We start from the raw sequence: 19,036 nt of genomic DNA on the forward strand, positions 1-19,036 counted from the left end.
TGGTTTCCGCGTCATTCCGAGCGGCGGGGCACGCCTTTCGGACATGAGTGCAGACCAGCCATGGTTTGACGAGCGATAAGACATCGCCTGGCGGCGAAGCTTTGTCGCGTTCCAACTCCGAAAAGTGACTGAGTGGATTATCGAAAGAAGATCGTGATTGGCAAAAATGCCGGCGACCTGCTTGTCTTTGGCGGGCCGCCGGCGCGTGGAACATGGCTGATCCGGTCGCGCTGGACGCAGCTCATTCGGCGGCCTGGACGCGGTTGGCCAGGATGATGGCGCGGATCTCGGACCGGCAGGAGCCGCAATTGGTGCCGGCCTTCAGCGCATCGCCGATGGCTTCGACGGTCGTGCAGCCGGCCGCCGCGGCCGTCACGATCTGGTTGACGCCGACGCTGAAGCAGGAGCAGACGGTCGCGCCGGCATCGGGCCGTTCGGCGCCGGCACGACCGGCGACGATGCGGAAGCGTTCGCGCTGGCCGGCGTGGGATGTTTCCAACTGTTCAGCCGCCCAGCCGCGCGACACCGCGACCGGACCGGGCGCGACGAACAAGGCGCCGACAAGGTGCTCGCCATCGAAAGCGGCAATGCGATGCTGGCCGGCCTCGCGGTCGTGATAGGCAAGCATTTCTGCTCGCGGCTCCACACCAAACAGTGACCGGGCAAAGCCCGTCCAATCGACCTCGGCCTCGGCGAAAGCAAGCTCGACCCGCCACCCACCCTTGCAGCGGGCTGCCGCCCAATAGGGAGCGGCAATTGCCTGGGGATGTTGCCGCGTCACCGCGAAACCAAAGGCCCTGGCCGCAAATTTCTCGATATGGGCCGCGACGTGTTTCAGCGCCGGCTGGCCTGAGATTGGATCGGTGAGCGGCGCGGTAAGCGTGTCGAGCCGCCCTTTGGCGGCGAACTGATCGGTCCAGTGCATCGGCGCGAAGAGGCTGCCACGGCGCTGGCGGGCCGTGATCAGCGCACGCGCGAATACTTCGCCACGCGGGGTGGAGATGCGCACGATGTCGGCATCGCCAATGCCATGGTGTTCTGCATCCGCCGGATGGATTTCGACGAAGGGCTCGGCGATGTGCTGGGACAGACGTGGGCTTTTGCCGGTGCGCGTCATCGTGTGCCAATGGTCGCGGATCCGGCCTGTGTTGAGGACGAGTGGGAAGTCAGGTGTGGTGCGGATTTCCGTGGTGGCGCGGATGGCGATGAAGTGCGCCTTGCGGTCGGGGGTGTAGAAATTGCCGTTGGCGAAGAAGCGGGTGCTTTCACCCTCTGGTTTAAGCCCAGCTTGAACACCCCCCTCTGGCCTGCCGGCCATCTCCCCCGCAAGGGGGGAGATTGGCAGCTTTGATGCCGGCATATCTCCTGCGTCGTCGGTAATTGGCGAAGGCCGCGACAACAGCTGATCTCCCCCCTTGCGGGGGAGATGGCCGGCAGGCCAGAGGGGGGTGCCTGAGCTCGGCGCTGGCCATTGGAACGGCTCAAGCACCTCATAGGCCTCCGCATCGATTCCAGCATAAGCACCAATATCGAAATCCCGCGCGCCTTCATTTTCGAACCCAGACAGCGCGGCATGCTCGCCGAAAACCGCCGCCGGCGTCTCATGCGCAAACGCCGCGCCAAATCCCATCCGACGCGCCACCTCGGCGATGATCCACCAGTCGGGCCGCGCTTCGCCGGGCAGGCTGAGAAACGCGCGCTGGCGCGAGATGCGGCGCTCGGAATTGGTGACAGTGCCGTCCTTCTCGCCCCAGGCGGCGGCGGGCAGCCGGACATGGGCGTGGCGGACGGTGTCCGTGCTGGCCAGCACGTCGGAGACCACGACGAACGGGCAAGCCTTGATCGCGGCCTCGACGGCATCGGCGTCCGGCATCGAATCGACCGGGTTGGTGGCCATGATCCACAGCGCCTTGATGCGCCCGTCGGCCACACCTTGAAACATCTCGACCGCCTTCAGGCCAGGCTTTTGCGCGACATCAGATGCATTCCAGAAGCGCCGCACGCGGTCACGGTGTTCGGAGTTCTCGATCTCCATATGGGCGGCGAGCATGTTGGCCATGCCGCCGACCTCGCGACCGCCCATGGCGTTGGGCTGGCCGGTCACCGAAAATGGTCCGGCTCCAGGCCTGCCGATACGCCCGGTGGCGAGATGGCAGTTGATGATGGCGTTGACCTTGTCGGTGCCTGAGGACGACTGGTTCACGCCTTGGCTGTAGACGGTCACCGTCTTCGCGGTCGCGGCAAACAGGCTGTAGAAACGGACAAGCTCTTCTTCGCCGAGGCCCGTCGCTGCGGCAACGCCCGCCAGATCGAGCGCCGAGGCGGCGAAAAGCGCTTGTCCGAAGCCGGTGGTGTGCGCGGTGATATAGGCGCGGTCCAGCGCATTGTGCTGGCCGAGCCAGGCGAGCAGACCGGTGAACAAGGCGACGTCGCCGTCCGGCGCGATCGCCAGGTGCATGTCGGCAATGTCCGAGGTCATGGTGCGGCGCGGGTCGACCAGCACGATCTTCATGTCCGGCCGCCTTTCGCGGGCCGCGGCGATGCGCTGGTAGAGGACGGGATGGCACCAGGCGAGGTTGGAGCCGACCAGCACGATCAGGTCGGCAAGCTCGAGATCCTCGTAGTTCCCTGGCACCGTGTCGGAGCCGAAGGCGCGGCGGTGGCCGGCGACCGACGAGGCCATGCAGAGCCGCGAATTGGTGTCGATGTTGGCTGAGCCGACAAAACCCTTCATCAGCTTGTTGGCGAGATAATAGTCCTCGGTCAGCAACTGACCGGAGACATAGAAGGCGACCGCATCCGGTCCGTGCTCGGCGATGGTTTGCGAGAAGGTCGAGGCGACAAGGTCGAGCGCCTCGTCCCAGCCGGCCCGGAGGCCGTGGATTTCGGGATGAAGCAGCCTGCCGTCGAGGTCGATGGTTTCGGCCAAAGCCGAACCTTTCGAACAGAGCCTGCCGAAATTCGCGGGATGGTCGGGGTCGCCGCGGACGGACACTTGCCCGTCCGCGGCGACCTTCGCCAGCACGCCGCAGCCCACCCCGCAATAGGGGCAGGTGGTCCTCACCTCGCGCGCTGCGTCAATCTCCATGTTCAGGCCGCGCGGCTGGCAAGCGCTTCCAGCGCGATGAACAGATGTTCGCCTTCCCGTTTCACCGGGATGGTGCGCACCGCGCCCTCGTCGGCGCCGAGCGCCTTGCCAGTCTCCAGCGAGATCACCCAATTGTGCAGGGGGCAGGTCACCGCGGCGCCATGGACGATGCCCTGGCTAAGCGGCCCGCCTTTGTGCGGACAGTGGTCATCGATGGCATAGACCTGGTCGTCGGCGGTGCGGAAGACAGCGACCTTGCCCTCTGGCGTGGCGACGCAACGCGCGCCACGGCGCGGAATGTCGGAAAGGGTGCCTATTGCGATCCAGTTCATGTGGGCACCCGTGTCTCTCTTTGATAGAAATGCGCCCAGGCACCCCCCTCTGTCCTGCCGGACATCTCCCCCGCAAGGGGGGAGATTGGCAGCTTCGACGGTGGCATCCAGCTGCCGGCTTTGGAGATTGGCGAAAACCGAAACGACATCCGATCTCCCCACTTGAGGGGGAGATGGCCGGCGGGCCAGAGGGGGGCGCCTCGCGCAAACATCTCCATCACTCCGCCGCCTCGGCAAACCCGACCGAAGCCATCGGCCGGAATTCGTGCTTGTCCTTGCCCGAAACGCGCTCCGACCACGGATCGACCTGGGCGAACTTCTGCGAGAAGACGAAGCGCTCGTAATAGGCCTTGCGCTTGTCCGCATCGTCCATGATCTGGCGCTTGATCTCGGGGATGCCGATGCGCTTTGCCCATTTGTAGATGCGCTCGAGATAGCGGCCCTGCTCGCGGTACATCTGCGTCAGCGCCACGACATGCTGCAGCGCCTCGTCTTCCGTCTTCACGAGGCCGAGCACTTCGGTGCCCTTGATGTCGAGGCCGGCGGCACCGGCGAAATGGATCTCGTAGCCACTGTCGACGCAGATGACGCCGACATCCTTGCAGGTCGCCTCGGCGCAGTTCCTCGGGCAGCCCGACACCGCCATCTTGACCTTGGCCGGGGTCCACGAGCCCCACATGAATTTCTCGATGCGGATGCCGAGGCCGGTCGAATCCTGCGTGCCGAAGCGACACCAGTCGGAACCGACGCAGGTCTTCACCGTGCGCAGGCCCTTGGCGTAGGCGTGGCCGGAGACGAAGCCGGCCTGGCCGAGATCGGCCCACACCGCCGGCAGGTCTTCCTTGCGGATACCCAGCATGTCGATGCGCTGGCCGCCGGTGACCTTGACCATCGGGATCTCGAACTTGTCGACGACATCGGCGATGGCGCGCAGCTCGGCCGCATTGGTGACGCCGCCCCACATGCGCGGCACCACCGAATAGGTGCCGTCCTTCTGGATGTTGGCGTGGACGCGCTCGTTGATGAAACGCGATTGATAGTCGTCGGCGTACTCGTCCGGCCAATCGCAGACGAGGTAGTAGTTGAGCGCCGGCCGGCATTTGGCGCAGCCGCAGGAGGTCTTCCACTCCAGTTCCTGCATGACGGCTGGAATGGTCTTCAGCCCCTTGGCCTTGATCAGCCGGCGCACCTCGTCATGGCCGAGCGTGGTGCAGCCGCACATGGGCTGCACGGCGGCCGGGTTGTAGTTGTCGCCGATGGTCAGCACCATCAGTTTCTCGACAAGCCCGGTGCAGGACCCGCAGGAAGCCGAGGCCTTGGTGTGGGCTCTGACGTCGTCGAGCGAGGTCAGGCCCTTGGCCGTGATCGCGCTGGTGATCTTGCCCTTGCAGACGCCGTTGCAGCCGCAGATTTCCGCATCATCCGGCAAGGCTGCAACGGCCGCCATAGGGTCCAGCGGGGCACCCCCCTGGTAGGACTGGCCGAAGATCAACGTATCGCGCATATGCGATATGTCGGTCTGTTTCTTCTTGAGGTCGTTGAACCAGGCGCCGTCCGCCGTCTCGCCATAAAGCACGGTGCCGATGATGCGGTCGTCCTTGAGCACCAGCCGCTTGTAGACGCCGGCGGCGGCGTCGCGCAGCACGATCTCCTGGCGATCCTCGCCTTCGGCGAAATCGCCGAGCGAGAACAGGTCAATGCCGGTGACCTTGAGCTTGGTTGGCGTGTCCATGTGGACGAAGGCAGCAGCCTCGTCGCCGGCGAGTTGGCTCGCGGCAACGCGCGCCATCTCGTAGAGCGGCGCAACCAGCCCATAGACCATGCCGTTGACCTCGGCGCATTCACCGAGCGCGAAGATGTCGGGGTCGTTGCTGCGCATGCCGGCGTCGACGACGATGCCGCGATTGACGGCAATGCCCGCCTCTTTGGCCAGCGCCGCATTGGGCCGGATGCCGACCGCCATCACCACCAAAGTCGCCGGGATGACTGTGCCGTCGGCAAGTTCGACCTGCTCCACCTTGCCGTTGCCCGTGATCGCCTGTGTGTTGGCCTTGGTGATGACCTTGATGCCGCGTTCTTCGACCGCGCGCTGCAGGAGATAGCCGGCGGCCGGATCGAGCTGGCGCTCCATCAGCGTCGGCATGACGTGCAGCACGGTGACGTCCATGCCTTGGGCGCTCAGGCCGGCCGCTGCCTCGAGCCCAAGCAGGCCGCCGCCGATGACCACGGCCTTGGACCTGGACTGGGCGGCAAGCATCATTGCCTGGACGTCGTCGAGATCGCGATAGGTGAGCACGCCGGGCAGATTGTGGCCCGGCACCGGGATGATGAACGGCACCGAGCCGGTGGCGATGACCAGCTTGTCGTAGGGTTCGGTGACGCCGTGGTCCGAGGTGACGGTCTTGGCCGTCCGGTCGATGGCGACGATCTTGTGGCCCTTGTACAGCGTGATGTCGTTGGCGATGTACCAGCCATCGCCGTGGATGATGATTTCCTCATACGCCTTTTCGCCGGACAGCACCGGCGACAGCATGATGCGGTCGTAGTTCACCCTGGGCTCGGCGTTGAAGATGGTGACCTGGTAGCGGCCCGGGGCCTGCTCCAACAGGTGCTCCAGCATGCGCCCAGGGGCCATGCCGTTGCCGATGATGACGAGCTTTTCGGTCATTGGTCTACTCCGCGGCTTCGACGAAGCGGTGGCGTTCGTAGAGGAATTTCAGCACCGCCTCGCGGCAGCGCAGGAAAGTGCGGTCCGAGGCGAGTTCGATGCGCCGGCGCGGACGGGCCAGCGGCACGGGAAGCACCTCGCCGATGGTCGCGGCCGGGCCGTTGGTCATCATGACGATGCGGTCGGAGAGCAGCACCGCCTCATCGACATCATGGGTGATCATGATCGTCGTCGAGCCGAGCCTGGAATGGATGTCCATCACCGCGTCCTGCAGATGGGCGCGGGTCAACGCGTCGAGCGCGCCGAACGGCTCGTCGAGCAGCAGGATCTTCGGCTCCATGGCCAGCGCGCGCGCGATGCCGACGCGCTGCTTCATGCCGCCCGAGATTTCCGCCGGCCGCTTGTCCCTTGCATGCGCCATCTGCACGAGATCGAGATTGCGCATGATCCAGTCGTGCCGCTCGGCCTTGCTCTTGGAACGGCCAAAGACCTTCGACACCGCCAGGTTGATGTTCTCGTAGACCGTCAGCCACGGTAAAAGACTGTGGTTCTGGAACACCACGGCGCGCTCGGGTCCGGGGCTGTCGACCTCCTTGTTCTCGAGCAGCACGGCGCCTGCGGACACGGTGGTCAGCCCGGCGATCAAGTTGAGCAAGGTCGACTTGCCACAGCCGGAGTGACCGATGATCGAGACGAATTCGCCCTTGTCGATGGTCAGCCGGATGTCCTTCAGGACCTCGCTGACCTGGCCGCCGCGGGCAAAGGATTTGTCGATATGGTCGAGTTTCAGATAGGCGGTCATCACGCTCTCCTCACTTTGCCGTCGTGCCGCGGGTGACGAAGACGCCGACCGCGGCGACCAGGCGGTCGAGGCAGAAGCCGGTGACGCCGATATAGGCGAGCGCGACGATGATGTCGGGCAGCCGCGACGAGTTCCACGCGTCCCAGATGAAGAAGCCGATGCCGACGCCGCCGGTCAGCATTTCGGCGGCGACGATGGCGAGCCACGACAGGCCGATGCCGATCCTGAGGCCGGTGAAGATGTAGGGTGCCGCGGCCGGCACCATGATCTTGATAAAGAATTCGAGCGGGTTGAGCCGCAGGATGCGGGCGACGTTGCGGTAATCCTGCGGGATGTTGCGCACGCCGACGGCGGTGTTGATGATGATCGGCCAGATCGAGGTGATGAAGATGACGAACAGCGCCGACGGGCTTGAATCGCGAAACGCGGCCAGCGACAGCGGCAGCCAGGCGAGCGGCGGCACGGTGCGCAGGATCTGGAACACCGGATCGAGGCCGCGCATCGCCCAGATCGACTGGCCGACCAGCGCGCCAAGTGCAACGCCGACGACCGCCGCCATGCCGAAGCCGATGGCAACACGCTGCAGCGAGATCAGCACCCGCCAGGCCAGCCCGATATCCTGCGGGCCGTTGTCGAAGAACGGATGCGCGATGAGGTCGTAGGCCTCGTTCCACACTTGGCTGGGTGGCGGCAGGCTTGATGTCGGCGACGAGCAGGCGATTTGCCAGACGACGAGCATCAAAGCGATGACGACGACCGGCGGCACCAGCGTGCTCGCCAGCTTTCCGGCGATCGCGACCGGATCGAAGCGGCGTCGAGCCTTGACGGTGAAGGTGATGACTTCGGCCGGTTTGGCTGGAAAGGCCTTCACCTTGGTGTCCTCGATAGTCTGGATAGACATGTCTGGGAAAAACTCCGTGGGCAGATGGTAAGGGCCGGCGGTCGAACGGTCCGTTGCCTGGGGACGAGAACGGCGCAACGTGCCGTTTGCGCTGGTCACGACAAACGGCGCAACGCGCCGTTTGCGAAGGTCAGGCCGAAGCCTTGATCTTGAGGCTGTCGAGATAGGCGGACGGGTTGGCCGGATCGAAGACCTTGCCATCGAAGAAGGTCTCGACACCGCGCGAGGAGGATGCCGGGATGTCGGCGGCGGCAATGCCGAGATCCTTGGCCGCCTCGCGCCACAGATCCTCGCGGTTGACCTGGTCGACCAGCGCCTTGATGTCGGTGGTGGGCGCGAATTTGCCCCAGCGTATGTTCTCGGCGAGGAACCAGCTGTCATGGCTCTTGAAAGGATAGGAGACGCCGCCCTTCCAGAACTTCATGTAGAGATCGGTGCCGGTGGCGACGCGGCCATTGCCGTAGTTGATGTCGCCCTTGAGGCGGCCAATGATGTCGGCGACCGGCACGTTCATCCATTGCCGCTTGCCGATGATGGCGGCCATCTCGTCCTTGTTCTGCGTGGCCTCGCACCATTGCTGGGCCTCCATGACGGCCATCAGGATCGCCTTGGTGGCGTTCGGGTACTTGTCGATGAACTCGGCGCGCAGGCCGAGCGCCTTTTCCGGATGGCCCTTCCACAACTCGCCCGTCGTGGCCGCGGTGAAGCCGACGCCCTGGTGGACGAGCTGCTCGTTCCACGGCTCGCCGACGCAGAACACGTCCATGTTGCCGACCTTCATGTTGGCCACCATCTGCGGTGGCGGCACGACGATGGTCGAGACGTCCTTGTCGGGATCGATGCCGCCGGCGGCCAGCCAATAGCGCAGCCACAAATCGTGGGTGCCGCCCGGGAAGGTCATGGCGGCCTTGATGTCCTTGCCGGCCGCCTTCTTGGCCGCGAAAACGTCCTTGAGTTTCGAGGCATCGAGGCCGACGCCGGTTGCCGCATATTCCTGTGCGACCGAAATGCCCTGGCTGTCGTAGTTGAGCCGCGCCACGATCGCCATCGGCATCGGCTGGTTGTTCTGCGTCACCTTGCCGGTGTGCATGAGATAGGGCAGCGGCGTCAGTATATGGGCTCCGTCGATGCCGTTGGCGGCGCCGCCGAGCATCAGATTGTCGCGCGTCGCGCCCCACGAGGCCTGTTTCAGCACCTCGACATCGGGCATGCCGAATTTCGCGAACAGCCCCTTCTCCTTGGCGACCATCAGCGGTGCGGCATCTGTCAGCGCGATGAAGCCGAGCTTGGCGCCAGTGACTTCCGGAGCGGAGGTAGCGGCATGGGCGCCGGACGGAAAGAGTTTGCGGGCGGCGATGAACAGGCCGGCTGTCATCGCACTGCTGACCAGAAAATCACGACGCGTCACATCCCCGAGCGATGTGCCGGTGCCGATTAATTTCTTCATTGTCTTCTTCATCGTCGTCTCCGGTTGAACGCGATCCGCGCCGTCGATTGACCCAAAAACAAAAAAGCCGCCGGCCAGGTCGTCGCGTCCGGGAATCGGATCGCGTCTTGACCTGAGCGGCAGCTTTGCCTGTGGCGCCCGCCATTGGACGCCTGTTCCGTGACCCGCGAAGGGCCTGTTTATTTCAAAGCAGGAACCGTGCCAGTTTGACGGTGAGGGAAAAATATCAATGAAATCATTGCTAAACGCCGATCGTCAAAGCGTCAGGCGCCATGGCGAGCAGACCAAAGATTGTTCACCAGAGCAATCGCGCGCACAATTTTTGTGCAATGCACAAGAATGGCGCGGAAACGATCAAGCTTCCGCGCGGGCCGATTTCTGCTTCTCGACATACGCTTCGATCCGGTCCGGATCGAAGATCTGGCCGTCAAAGAAACCGTCGGGGCCAAGCACCAGGCCCGCCCCGGTCGCGCCGACCGCGGTTGCTGCCTTGAGCGCGCCCTCGACCTTCGAATTGGCACCCGGCAGCGCCACGCCCAGCGGCTTCAGCGCCGAACGGTAGAGGTCGGGACGGTAGCAGTCGCGGGCAATGGCGAGATTGTCGGGCGTGTGCGCGACATGCCCCCAGCGCACCATCTGCGTGTAGAACCACAAGGCATGGCTCTTCCACGGGAAGTTCGCCGCCTTGTCGAAGGGCACGAAGAAGTCGTCGATATCCAGGTCCGCCCCGCCACCCAACTGGAGATGGCCGGTGAGGATCGGCATCTGCACAGCCGGCGGCAGGCCGAGGAAACCAGCTTTGGCCATCACATCGGCCAATTCGGCGCGGTTCGCCGGATCCTGGCACCAGCGCGCCGAATGATGCAGCGCGCGCAAGAGCGCCGCCAGGGCTTCGGGGGACTGCTCGGCCCAGGCTTTGCGCACGCCGACCACCTTCTCCGGGCTGTTGCGCCACAACAGCGCCTTGACGGTGACGATATGGCCGGTGCCGGCCGCCACCGCGGCACTGTTCCAGGGCTCGCCGACGCAATAGCCATCGATGCGGCCGGCGGCCAGTGCGTCCGCCATGAAGGGCGGCGGCACGATGACGATCTCGATCTCGCGCTGGGGATCGATGCCGCAAGCGGCCAGCCAGTAGCGCAGTTCGTAATTATGCCCTGAATGCGGGTGCACGACCGCGAAGCGCAGCGGATCATGGTCAGCGGCCGCGCGTTCGCGGATGAGCGCGCCAAGTGCCGCACCCGCGCGCGCCGGATCGAGATCGGGCGCCGCGCCGTGCGCCGCCATGCCTTCCCACACCGCATTGGAGATGGTGACGCAATTGCCGCCGAGCCCGAGCGAGAACGGCACGATGGTCTCGGAAGCGAGCGGTGTCAGCCCGAGATTGCAGGCGAGCGGCATCGGTCCCAGCATATGCGCGAGATGGAAGTGGCCGATGGCGATGCGGTCCCGGATGTTGGCCCATGAGGTCTCGCGATGCAGCGTCAGGTCGATGCCTTCGCGCCTGGCGAAGCCAAGCTCGCCGGCGGCGACCAGCACGGCGCTGTCGAAAAGCGGCATGAAGCCGGCGGTTATCTGGTGCTCGGCGCCCATCGTCATTCGTCCTCCGCCGGTCCCAGCAGCCCGGCGGCAGTCACCAGGCTCTGGGCGATGTCGCCGATCTTGCGGTTCTGGTTCATCGCGGTCTTGCGCAGCAGCGTGTAGGCGGCTTCTTCCGTCAGGCCGCGCGACTTCATCAGGATGCCCTTGGCACGGTCGATCACCTTGCGGCTCTCCAGTTCGCTGCGCGCCTCTTCCAGTTCGCGCGCCATGCGCGAGAAGGCGTTGAAGCGGCTTACGGCCATGTCGAGGATTGGCTTGACGCGTTCTTGCCGCAGGCCGTCGACGACATAGGCCGAAACGCCGGCATCGACCGCGGCCTCGATGGAGGCCTGGTCGGAGCGGTCGACGAACATGGCGATCGGGCGCTTCACGGCGCGCGACAGCTGGAACATGTTTTCCAGCATGTCGCGGTTGGGGTTTTCGAGGTCGATGACGATGACGTCAGGCTCGATCTCGGCGATCCGCCGCGCAATGCCGGTGACATCGTGAATGACGGTGACCTGCTGATGGCCGGCCTCGCGCAGGCCGGCCTCGATTATCGAGGCGCGGATGCGATTTTCATCGATCACCAGGACGGCTAGGGCGGGGCGGATCATGCCTGCATTGTGGGCAAGGCCGTCAAATTGTGCAATGCGGCATAGCCATGTCCATCAATGAGACCGCAGCCATGCGCGTCATGGCGTTCGCCGCATGAGATCAGCCGCAGACGCGAACGTCTTCAATCACCTTGTGGTGGTGGCGCCAATGCACGACCGTTTCGACGTGGCAGCGATGGTGCCGGTGGTGGCGCCGGTATACGCGATCCCGGTAATCGCTATCACTGTCGTACTGGACGCTCTGGTCGTCATCATACTGGTTGTCATAATACCGATTGTGGTGACGGCGGATAACAATTCCGCTGTCGGAATCATCGTCGGATGAATATCGGTTGCCGTCGTCGGACTGGATAATCACGCTTGCGGCTCGCGTTGGTGCAGTCACTGCCGCTGTCGCGGCAAATGCCAGCATGGAAGCCAAAATCAATTTTTTCATTTCATCCTCCTGCCTGTCCAAGAGGTATAAACTCATGGAAGAACCGGGCGTTCCCGTTGCATCTACACGCTTTGCGACGCCGGGGACATCATGGCGTTATCAGGATCGGCCATACGATCGAGGCGAACAAGCGCCGTGAGCGGCAGATGGTCGGATGCAACGCGCGAAAGCGGCGTATCGTGCGCCTCCACCGCCGCGATCAGTCCGTGCCGATTGGTCATGATCCGGTCGAGAGCCAGCAGCGGCAGGTTTGACGGGAAGGTGGGGACCGCCGGCGGCTGCGGACCGAAGGTCGCATGCAGCGTGTTGAGCGCCGAGCGGTTGCCGAGCCGCCATTCGTTCAGGTCGCCAAGCAGCAAGGTCGGCTTTTCGTCCGGGCTGTTCATGAGATCGAGCACGACACGTGCCTGCCGGGAACGTGAGTGGCGCAACAAGCCGAGATGAGCGGCGATGACGCGCAAAGTCTGGCTTCCATCCATCTCGATCTCCGCCACGACGGCACCGCGCGGCTCCAGCCCCGGAAGCTTGATCTGATGCACGTCGCGAACCACGCCCTTCTTGAACAGCAGGACATTGCCGTGCCAGCCATGGCTCTTGCCGGTGGCCGAAATCGGCACGGGAACAAGGCCGGTTTCCCGTTCGAGCCGGGGCAGGTCGAGAAGCCCGTCACGGTCGCCGAAACGATTGTCGGCTTCCTGCAAAGCGATGACATCGGGATCGATTTCGCGAATCACGCGGCTGGTGCGCTCGGGATCGAATTTGCGGTCGACGCCGATGCATTTGTGGACGTTGTAGGAGGCGACCAATGTGCCGGTGGTGCCGGTCGTCTTGTGCGCGGCGGCGTTTGCCTTCTGCATCCGACGGTCGCGAATGGACAAAAGCATGCTTGCGGGCAGGCTGCGTCCGTTCATCCGCATCGCGTGCCCGCCATTTCAGCCGTTTTCACCATGCACATCAAATAGAGTCTTTCGGTCTGTGTTCCATGATCGGCGTCAAACTATCTGGCAAACACGTCGTTTTGTTAAAGATAGGGCAAACTCCTCTAGAGATAGGGGTAAACCCATCTAGAGATAGGGTGAACCGAGCCAAAGGACCCGGTCGAACAGCCTGATGAGGAATGGCCGGGCGCGCAAGGCATCGAGCGTCACCGGCACGGCGGTGGTCATTGCCGATCCGATCCGCGCTTCGATCTCGCGGGCAAAACCTGCGTCGAGGACCTCCAGATCGATCTCGAAGTTGAGCCGCAGCGACCGGGCATCGAGGTTGGACGATCCGATATAGGCCCATGCGCCGTCGATCGACAGCAGCTTCGAATGGTCGAACGGCCCTTCGGTGCGCCAGACACGGCAATAGTGCTTCAGCACCTGATCGAATTGCGCGGTCATGGCGCGATCGACGAGGAAAAGATTGTTCACCGCCGGCACGACGATGTCGATTTCGACACCTCGCCGGGCGGCGGTGATCAGCGCGCTGATCAATTCGCGGTCGGGCAGGAAATAGGGCGACATCAGGCGGATCGACTTGCGCGCGACGGAGAACGCGCCGATCAAGAGCTTGTGGTTGGTCTCGTTGCTGGCATCCGGGCCGGAAGCGACCGCCCGCACCAGCATCGGGACGCCGGGCGCCGGCGACAGTGGCGCTATGCGCCAGGCTTCGCCCTTCAGCGCCTCGTTGGTGGCAAAGCGCCAGTCCTCGGCGGCGACCGAGAAGAGGTCGGCGACGACCGGGCCGGTTACCCGGAAATGCGTGTCCCTGGCGCTGTTCGAGCCGGCGAACTCCGCGGAAAAACCCTTGCGGATGTTCATGCCGCCGGTAAAGGCAACCGTGCCGTCGACCACCAGGATCTTCCGGTGGGTCCTGAGGTTGGCGTAGGGCAGCCGCAGGCCCATGACGATGTTGCCGTTGAAGAGATCGGCAGGAATATTCGCCTCGCGCAAGTGCCCCAGAATGCTGGGGACCGAGTAGCGGGCGCCGACGGCATCGATCAGCACGCGAACGGTGACGCCGCGCCGGACGGCATTGGCCAGCGATTCGACAAAGAGCAGGCCGACGGCGTCATTGTCGAAAATATAGGTCTCGAGCAAGACGCTGCGCTCGGCGCCATCGATGGCCGCGCACATGGCGGCGTAGGCCTCGTCGCCCGTCTCCAGCACGTCGATTGCATTTCCCGGGTTCAGCGTGCGTCTCGCCACCCGGTCGCCGAGCGTTCTAAGACCCGTGAAGCGCTGTCCGTAGCGCTCGACGATCAGGGCCTCCTCGGCGGCGAGGTCGCGCTCATGCTTGGCCGACACCGCATCGCCGGCAAGCGGGCGCTGTGCGCTGATCGTGGCACGACGGATGCGGTTTATGCCGGCGACGGCATAGATCAGCACGCCGAGGATCGGCGACAGCACCATCACGCCGACCCAGCCGGTGGCGGCGCGGACGTCTTCCTTGGTCATGACGGCGTGGGCGATGCCGACGGTTGCCATCGCCACCGAGATGATCGCCAGGATTGTGGTGCCGTGAGTCGCAATAGTCTCGAACATTGCCGGGACTATCCAGCGAGCGATTGCAGAAGGCAATGCATCAGATCATGCCTCGCAGCCCGATGGCGCGGCATCACTGGCCGAGGATTTGAACCGAGGTCGGCAGGTGGCGGCTGTTCCGGATGGCCCTTCATCGCTGCGCGAAGTCTACCAGGACTGGAGCGTGGCTTGCTCTGTCCAGGAGAATGTGAGGGTCTGCTCGCTTTCGCAGGACCAGGTCCAGAAGAACGGCCACAGACTGCTTGCCGTGGAGATACAGAGATGCGCGGACGGCTCGACGACGGCTACCTTGCTTCTGCCTTTCGGCATCTTGCTCGATTCCGGCGTGACGCTGCAGATCGACGATCAGCCGCCATCGTCCCAACAGCGTTTCAGGACCTGCCTGCCGACGGGCTGCCTCGCGGTCTTTGCCATCGATCGGTCCGTGGTTGGAAAGATGCGGGGAGGCACGGTGCTGAAGCTCAATGTCACGACGGATGCCGAGACGCCGCTGACATTTCCTGTGTCGCTGCACGGCCTGAGCGCGGCGCTCGATCGCATGGTCGCGTTGAGCGCAAAGTGAGGAGAAGGGCGGCTGCCTTCGATACCGGCCGATGGAACGTTGCCGTGCCGAAGGTCGTTTAGTCCGGTGCTACATCGGATCGCGATCATGAAGAAGAAAACCTACGTCAAACCCACGCTTGTAAAATGCGGAAAATTGACGGAGCGCACGGCGCAGATCGTGGCATCCGGAATTGTATTGGGCGAGTGACCGCATGGAGCCTCCGTCAACCGCCTCGATGGCGCCGATGCTCAATTCCGCTCGAACGTACCGACCAATTCGGCTTGTTCCAATATGTGCGGCTGAGCTCTCTTCATCACCTCGTCGACAGGCGCTTTCCGGTCGAGATGCAGCGTCTCCACATCGAGTGCCAGAAGCTTGAAATGGTAGTGATGAAGGCCGTGCCCGGGTGGCGGCTGGGGCCCATCATAGTGGGGATTGCCGAAATCGTTGATGCCATGCCCAAGGCTTTCGGTCTTGGCGCCCGCGGTCGTGCCCTCGGCCAGAATGTCGCGTTGCGGGTCGATGTCGTAGACCGCCCAATGGCGGAACGTGCCTGAAGGCGCATCGGGATCCTCGACGACGAGGGCAAAGCTTTTGACGCCCGCGGGAGCGTCTTGCCATTGCAGCGGCGGCGAGAGGTTTTCGCCGTCACGGGAATATCGCGGCGGTATCCCCTCTCCATCGGCAAAGGCGGGGCTTCTCAAAGCAAAGGTCATGACTGGTCTCCTTACCGGTTACTGCGGGGTGACAAGGTCGCGCGACACGTGTTCCGGTTAATCGAGGCGGCTTTCCAAGAGCTATTCATCGGTGGCAGGCCTTTTGCGCTCTTGCGGCTTGCGCGACAGCGATTTGCGGACACGCTCGATCTGCTCGTTGTCCGCCTGGATCGGCTGTGAGCTGTCATCGGGCAGCCCCTCCGCGGTCTGGCCGATCGGGGCATCGCGCGGCCGATCATTCGCGCCGGTGGTGATCTTCCTGCTCGTGGCCATGGCGTTCCTCCTCGGGGATTGGCAAATCGCGGTAGGTTGCCAGTCGTTACCCGCTGCTTTTTCGTTACCGGCAGCGGCTGCCGACGGAGGCGTTTCAATCATCCGCGCGACGCTTGTGGTGCCCGCTTTCCTGGTTTTCGCCCCGGATGATGTTCCTGTCGTCGCGGTCGGCAATATCCGGCATATCAGGCTTGAGGTCCGCGCCCTTTCGGTACGCCTCTCGCTCCCTTCCAGATTTCTTCAGATCGCCCTTGGCGTTGAAATCCTTGTCGGCATTCCTGGTATTTTCGTGTTTTTCCAGGATGCGAAGCTGCTGTTCGTGGGTCTTGTTTCCGGCCATGATTTCCTCCTCATCGGAGCCTATCGTCGTTTCGTGGAACGATCGGGTGGGGCGAATGTTCCGCGCCGGGGAGCGGTCCGTCGAACTTCACCAATTATCGAAAGAAGGAAACAATCCGAGCGGTCAGGTGTTCTACCGGCAGTGGGCGTGGGAGCGTTCTTTGTCTGGAGGCGATAATGACTGCAACCGGCCTCGATGTTATCGACAAGACAGTGCAGACCACCAACATCTGGCTCAACGAGATCATGGATGATCTCGGCCCCGACCGGCAGTTCGCATGGCACGTGCTTGGCGTGGTCTTGCGCGCCTTGCGCGACAGGCTGCCCGCGGAATTGGGAGCCAATCTCGGTGCGGAGCTGCCGCTCCTGATCAGGGGCGCATATTACGATCAGTATCAGCCGTCCGATGTGCCTAGCCGGGATCGCACTGTCGAGGAATTCGTCCATCGCATCGCGGAAGCGCTGAAATCTGGTCGACCCGTGGACGCAGGCGAGGCGACAAGAACAGTGTTCAAGACGCTTGCCCATCATGTCGACCTTGGCCAGTCGGCGAAAGTGCGCGACGCCTTGCCGAAAGGCGTACAGGCGCTATGGCCCGACAGCGTCGGCGCATAGGTGCCGCCTCGAAGCGCTCGAATGGCGGGGGACCTCCGCGCCGCTCACGTGGCTCGTCGACGCCAGCTGATAGTCTTTTTTCCGTCGAACGGGGAACCGATGGGCACAAGCGCAGTTCGGTCACGGGAGGCCCGTTGGTGGCCATGGAGAACCTGCCATGAACAGCGGTGTCGAAACGATCCGGATAGCGATCGGGGCACCGCTGTCGGGAAACGGGGAGGTGCTCGGTGTCGAAATGGCGCAGGCGGTAGAACTCGCGGTCGAAGAGCAGAATGCGAGCGGCGGCATAGCGGGCTTTGTCATTGCCGCCGAGAAAGCGGACGACCAGGGGTCGGTCGAGACGGGCCGGCAAGTCGCGGACGACTTTTGTGGGCGACCGGATGTGCTTGGCGTGGTCGGTCACTACAACAGCAACGTCACTTTGGCCGCGGCGGAGATTTATGCCGCACACAATCTTGGGATGATCACGCCCATTGCTTCGGACACTGCGCTCACCGAGCGCGCGCTGCCGAATGTCTTTCGCTTCACCAATCGTGACGATCAGACCGGAGCGGCCATTGCGCGTCATCTCCACGACGTCCTGGGCAAGCGCCGAGCCGTTCTGGTCGAGACGGAAACAATGTACGGCCACAGCATGGGTTGCGCATTCTCCCGGGCATTTCTGTCGCTTGGAGGACGGATTGCGGAGCGGCGCACCGTTCGGGAAGGGAGCCGTCATTTCGACCCGCTGGTGGCGTCCTTGCGGGCGAACTTCGATGTCTTGTTCTACGGTGGAAGTTTCGAGGGTGCTTACATCTTGAAAGCGATGCGCCACGCGGGCCTCCGCCAGCTTTTTGCCAGTGGCGACGGCTGCTGGGACACCACGAATTTTCTCGAACCGACGGGAGACGCCGCGACGGTGGGGGAAGGTGTCCTGGTGCTCTCGGCCACGCCGGAGCTGGGCAGGGTCGCTGGTTCGAACGAGTTCGCGGCACGTTACATGGCCCGCTTTGGGCCGATCGGAAATTATGCCGTGAATTCCTACGATGCGGCCCGCGTCTTGATCGCAGCGATAAAAGATGCCGTCGATGACGCCAAGCGATATCCCGACCGAAGCGGTGTGGTGGCAGCGATGCGCAATCTCCACTTCAGGGGTATCGCCTATCGCGATCCCGTCGAGTGGGACCAAAAAGGCGATAATCTGGCCGCCGTGACCGCGCTCAATGTGGTGGAGAGCGGCCGGTTCCGACAGGTTGCCGAAACCCCGCAGGCGGGCCGCGCAGCGTAAGATCCGTCGCTCTCCCGACCAGCGGCGTCCCGCCATCGCTTTCGACGGGTTATCCGCTGTGCGCCCCGTCCATGCGGTCATGGCGGGGCGCATCCGGGAACAGCACCTTCAGCTTGTGTTCGGCGCCCGCCCAGCTGCGCGCGTGATGTTGCCACAGACACCAGTTGCTCACCACAAAGGCCAGAATGCCGGCCGCTACGGCGAGACCAACCGTCGAGCCAAGGACAGCGTTGGTCATCACGCCGGCAAAGACGCCTGCGATGGCACCATTGACGACATTCACCATTCCCGCGGTGCTGGTGAATGCTTGCCAGGGCCTTGGCTGGAGACCGACATCGGCCAGCAGCGCCTGTTGGTTGTCGTGGGTGGAATGAACAAGATATCGCGTCATCGAAGGGGCAAGCTCGGTATAGAAGTGCCTGATACGTGCCATGCCACGGGCGTGAACCATGTCTTCGACGGCGACCTGCACGGCCCTGACGAATGTTACCAGCCCGAGGAAGTAGAGGCATGGCAGCAGGATCAGGCTGAACAGCACGAAAGGAAGCCCCATCCTCGTCACCTGGGCTACGAAGGCGAGGGCGATCGTGGCGCTTGAGACCGAAGTCAGGAATAAATTCGCGCGCTGGTTCGCCTCCTGAATGGTGGCTGCCCTGGCTGTTCCCAGCACGAAATGTTCCGTGGTCATTATCTGCAGGAGTTGCTGCCGGTTCTCGCCTTCGTCGGTTTTGGTCTTGCTCGTGGGCATGCCGGGCCGTTGGGATGAACAAAAGGGGTCGTCCTTTTGGAACGAACTTCGTCGGGTGGGGTTCCGACGCAACCAGGGCAAGGCGGGATTCCGCTGAAACAAAGCCGGACTCGTTCCGAGCAAGCTTTTCGCGG

Annotated in this window: 17 protein-coding genes and 1 pseudogene; 3 read left to right on the forward strand and 15 right to left on the reverse strand. The window is 63.5% G+C overall.

Annotation, left to right across the window (positions count from 1 at the left end; all coding sequences use genetic code 11):
- Nucleotides 1-241: 241 nt before the first annotated feature.
- The 11 genes from AC0NIH_RS09970 to AC0NIH_RS10020 all read right to left on the reverse strand — a co-directional run bounded on the left by AC0NIH_RS09970 (nt 242) and on the right by AC0NIH_RS10020 (nt 14,400).
- Nucleotides 242-3,088 carry a nitrate reductase gene (locus AC0NIH_RS09970; protein ID WP_473465179.1) on the reverse strand — a complete coding sequence of 949 codons (2,847 nt, stop codon included), beginning with the start codon at nt 3,086-3,088 and terminating at the stop codon, nt 242-244.
- A 2-nt stretch (nt 3,089-3,090) separates the two neighbouring features.
- On the reverse strand, nt 3,091-3,420 hold the full coding sequence (gene nirD / locus AC0NIH_RS09975) for a nitrite reductase small subunit NirD (protein WP_013893254.1): 330 nt from the start codon (nt 3,418-3,420) through the stop codon (nt 3,091-3,093).
- Nucleotides 3,421-3,637: 217 nt separating this feature from the next.
- A complete protein-coding gene (gene nirB, locus AC0NIH_RS09980; RefSeq protein ID WP_473465182.1) occupies nt 3,638-6,088 on the reverse strand; it encodes a nitrite reductase large subunit NirB in 2,451 nt (816 codons plus the stop codon).
- A 4-nt stretch (nt 6,089-6,092) separates the two neighbouring features.
- Nucleotides 6,093-6,890, reverse strand: a complete 798-nt coding sequence (locus AC0NIH_RS09985; RefSeq protein WP_013893256.1) for an ABC transporter ATP-binding protein — start codon at nt 6,888-6,890, stop codon at nt 6,093-6,095.
- 10 nt (nt 6,891-6,900) lie between these two features.
- Nucleotides 6,901-7,791 carry a nitrate ABC transporter permease gene (ntrB, locus tag AC0NIH_RS09990; protein WP_473465184.1) on the reverse strand — a complete coding sequence of 297 codons (891 nt, stop codon included), beginning with the start codon at nt 7,789-7,791 and terminating at the stop codon, nt 6,901-6,903.
- A gap of 130 nt (nt 7,792-7,921) precedes the next feature.
- Complete coding sequence (locus tag AC0NIH_RS09995; protein WP_473465212.1) at nt 7,922-9,238, reverse strand: CmpA/NrtA family ABC transporter substrate-binding protein; 1,317 nt, start codon at nt 9,236-9,238, stop codon at nt 7,922-7,924.
- A 354-nt stretch (nt 9,239-9,592) separates the two neighbouring features.
- Entirely contained in the window at nt 9,593-10,831 is a 1,239-nt protein-coding gene (locus AC0NIH_RS10000; RefSeq protein ID WP_473465215.1) for a CmpA/NrtA family ABC transporter substrate-binding protein, read from the reverse strand.
- 2 nt (nt 10,832-10,833) lie between these two features.
- Nucleotides 10,834-11,436, reverse strand: coding sequence for an ANTAR domain-containing response regulator (locus tag AC0NIH_RS10005; RefSeq protein WP_013893260.1), 603 nt, complete (start codon nt 11,434-11,436; stop codon nt 10,834-10,836).
- Between the two features lie 100 nt (nt 11,437-11,536).
- Complete coding sequence (locus tag AC0NIH_RS10010) at nt 11,537-11,872, reverse strand: hypothetical protein (RefSeq protein ID WP_084555498.1); 336 nt, start codon at nt 11,870-11,872, stop codon at nt 11,537-11,539.
- A gap of 62 nt (nt 11,873-11,934) precedes the next feature.
- A complete protein-coding gene (locus AC0NIH_RS10015; RefSeq protein ID WP_473465187.1) occupies nt 11,935-12,789 on the reverse strand; it encodes an endonuclease/exonuclease/phosphatase family protein in 855 nt (284 codons plus the stop codon).
- A 147-nt stretch (nt 12,790-12,936) separates the two neighbouring features.
- Nucleotides 12,937-14,400, reverse strand: coding sequence for a phospholipase D-like domain-containing protein (locus AC0NIH_RS10020; RefSeq protein ID WP_473465189.1), 1,464 nt, complete (start codon nt 14,398-14,400; stop codon nt 12,937-12,939).
- A 100-nt stretch (nt 14,401-14,500) separates the two neighbouring features.
- Between AC0NIH_RS10020 and AC0NIH_RS10025 the strand changes: the two are divergent.
- Nucleotides 14,501-14,962, forward strand: a pseudogene (locus tag AC0NIH_RS10025) (invasion associated locus B family protein); the annotation flags it as partial.
- 230 nt (nt 14,963-15,192) lie between these two features.
- On the opposite strand, the gene AC0NIH_RS10030 reads toward AC0NIH_RS10025, so the two are convergent.
- The 3 genes from AC0NIH_RS10030 to AC0NIH_RS10040 all read right to left on the reverse strand — a co-directional run bounded on the left by AC0NIH_RS10030 (nt 15,193) and on the right by AC0NIH_RS10040 (nt 16,273).
- Nucleotides 15,193-15,660, reverse strand: a complete 468-nt coding sequence (locus AC0NIH_RS10030; protein WP_473465192.1) for a YbhB/YbcL family Raf kinase inhibitor-like protein — start codon at nt 15,658-15,660, stop codon at nt 15,193-15,195.
- An 81-nt stretch (nt 15,661-15,741) separates the two neighbouring features.
- Nucleotides 15,742-15,933 (reverse strand): hypothetical protein, encoded by a 192-nt coding sequence (locus AC0NIH_RS10035; RefSeq protein WP_023765701.1) that lies wholly within the window; start codon nt 15,931-15,933, stop codon nt 15,742-15,744.
- A gap of 94 nt (nt 15,934-16,027) precedes the next feature.
- The gene (locus AC0NIH_RS10040; protein WP_352710001.1) at nt 16,028-16,273 is read right to left on the reverse strand and encodes a hypothetical protein; all 246 of its coding nucleotides are present in this window, start codon (nt 16,271-16,273) and stop codon (nt 16,028-16,030) included.
- Nucleotides 16,274-16,449: 176 nt separating this feature from the next.
- Between AC0NIH_RS10040 and AC0NIH_RS10045 the strand changes: the two genes are divergently transcribed.
- Together AC0NIH_RS10045 and AC0NIH_RS10050 are read left to right on the forward strand one after the other, a co-directional pair.
- Nucleotides 16,450-16,887, forward strand: a complete 438-nt coding sequence (locus AC0NIH_RS10045; protein ID WP_352710003.1) for a DUF2267 domain-containing protein — start codon at nt 16,450-16,452, stop codon at nt 16,885-16,887.
- 157 nt (nt 16,888-17,044) lie between these two features.
- The gene (locus AC0NIH_RS10050) at nt 17,045-18,154 is read left to right on the forward strand and encodes a branched-chain amino acid ABC transporter substrate-binding protein (protein ID WP_473465195.1); all 1,110 of its coding nucleotides are present in this window, start codon (nt 17,045-17,047) and stop codon (nt 18,152-18,154) included.
- Nucleotides 18,155-18,203: 49 nt separating this feature from the next.
- On the opposite strand, the gene AC0NIH_RS10055 is transcribed toward AC0NIH_RS10050, so the two are convergent.
- Nucleotides 18,204-18,902, reverse strand: coding sequence for a hypothetical protein (locus AC0NIH_RS10055; RefSeq protein WP_473465198.1), 699 nt, complete (start codon nt 18,900-18,902; stop codon nt 18,204-18,206).
- Nucleotides 18,903-19,036: the final 134 nt, after the last annotated feature.

The organism is Mesorhizobium sp. WSM1386 (assembly GCF_055901595.1).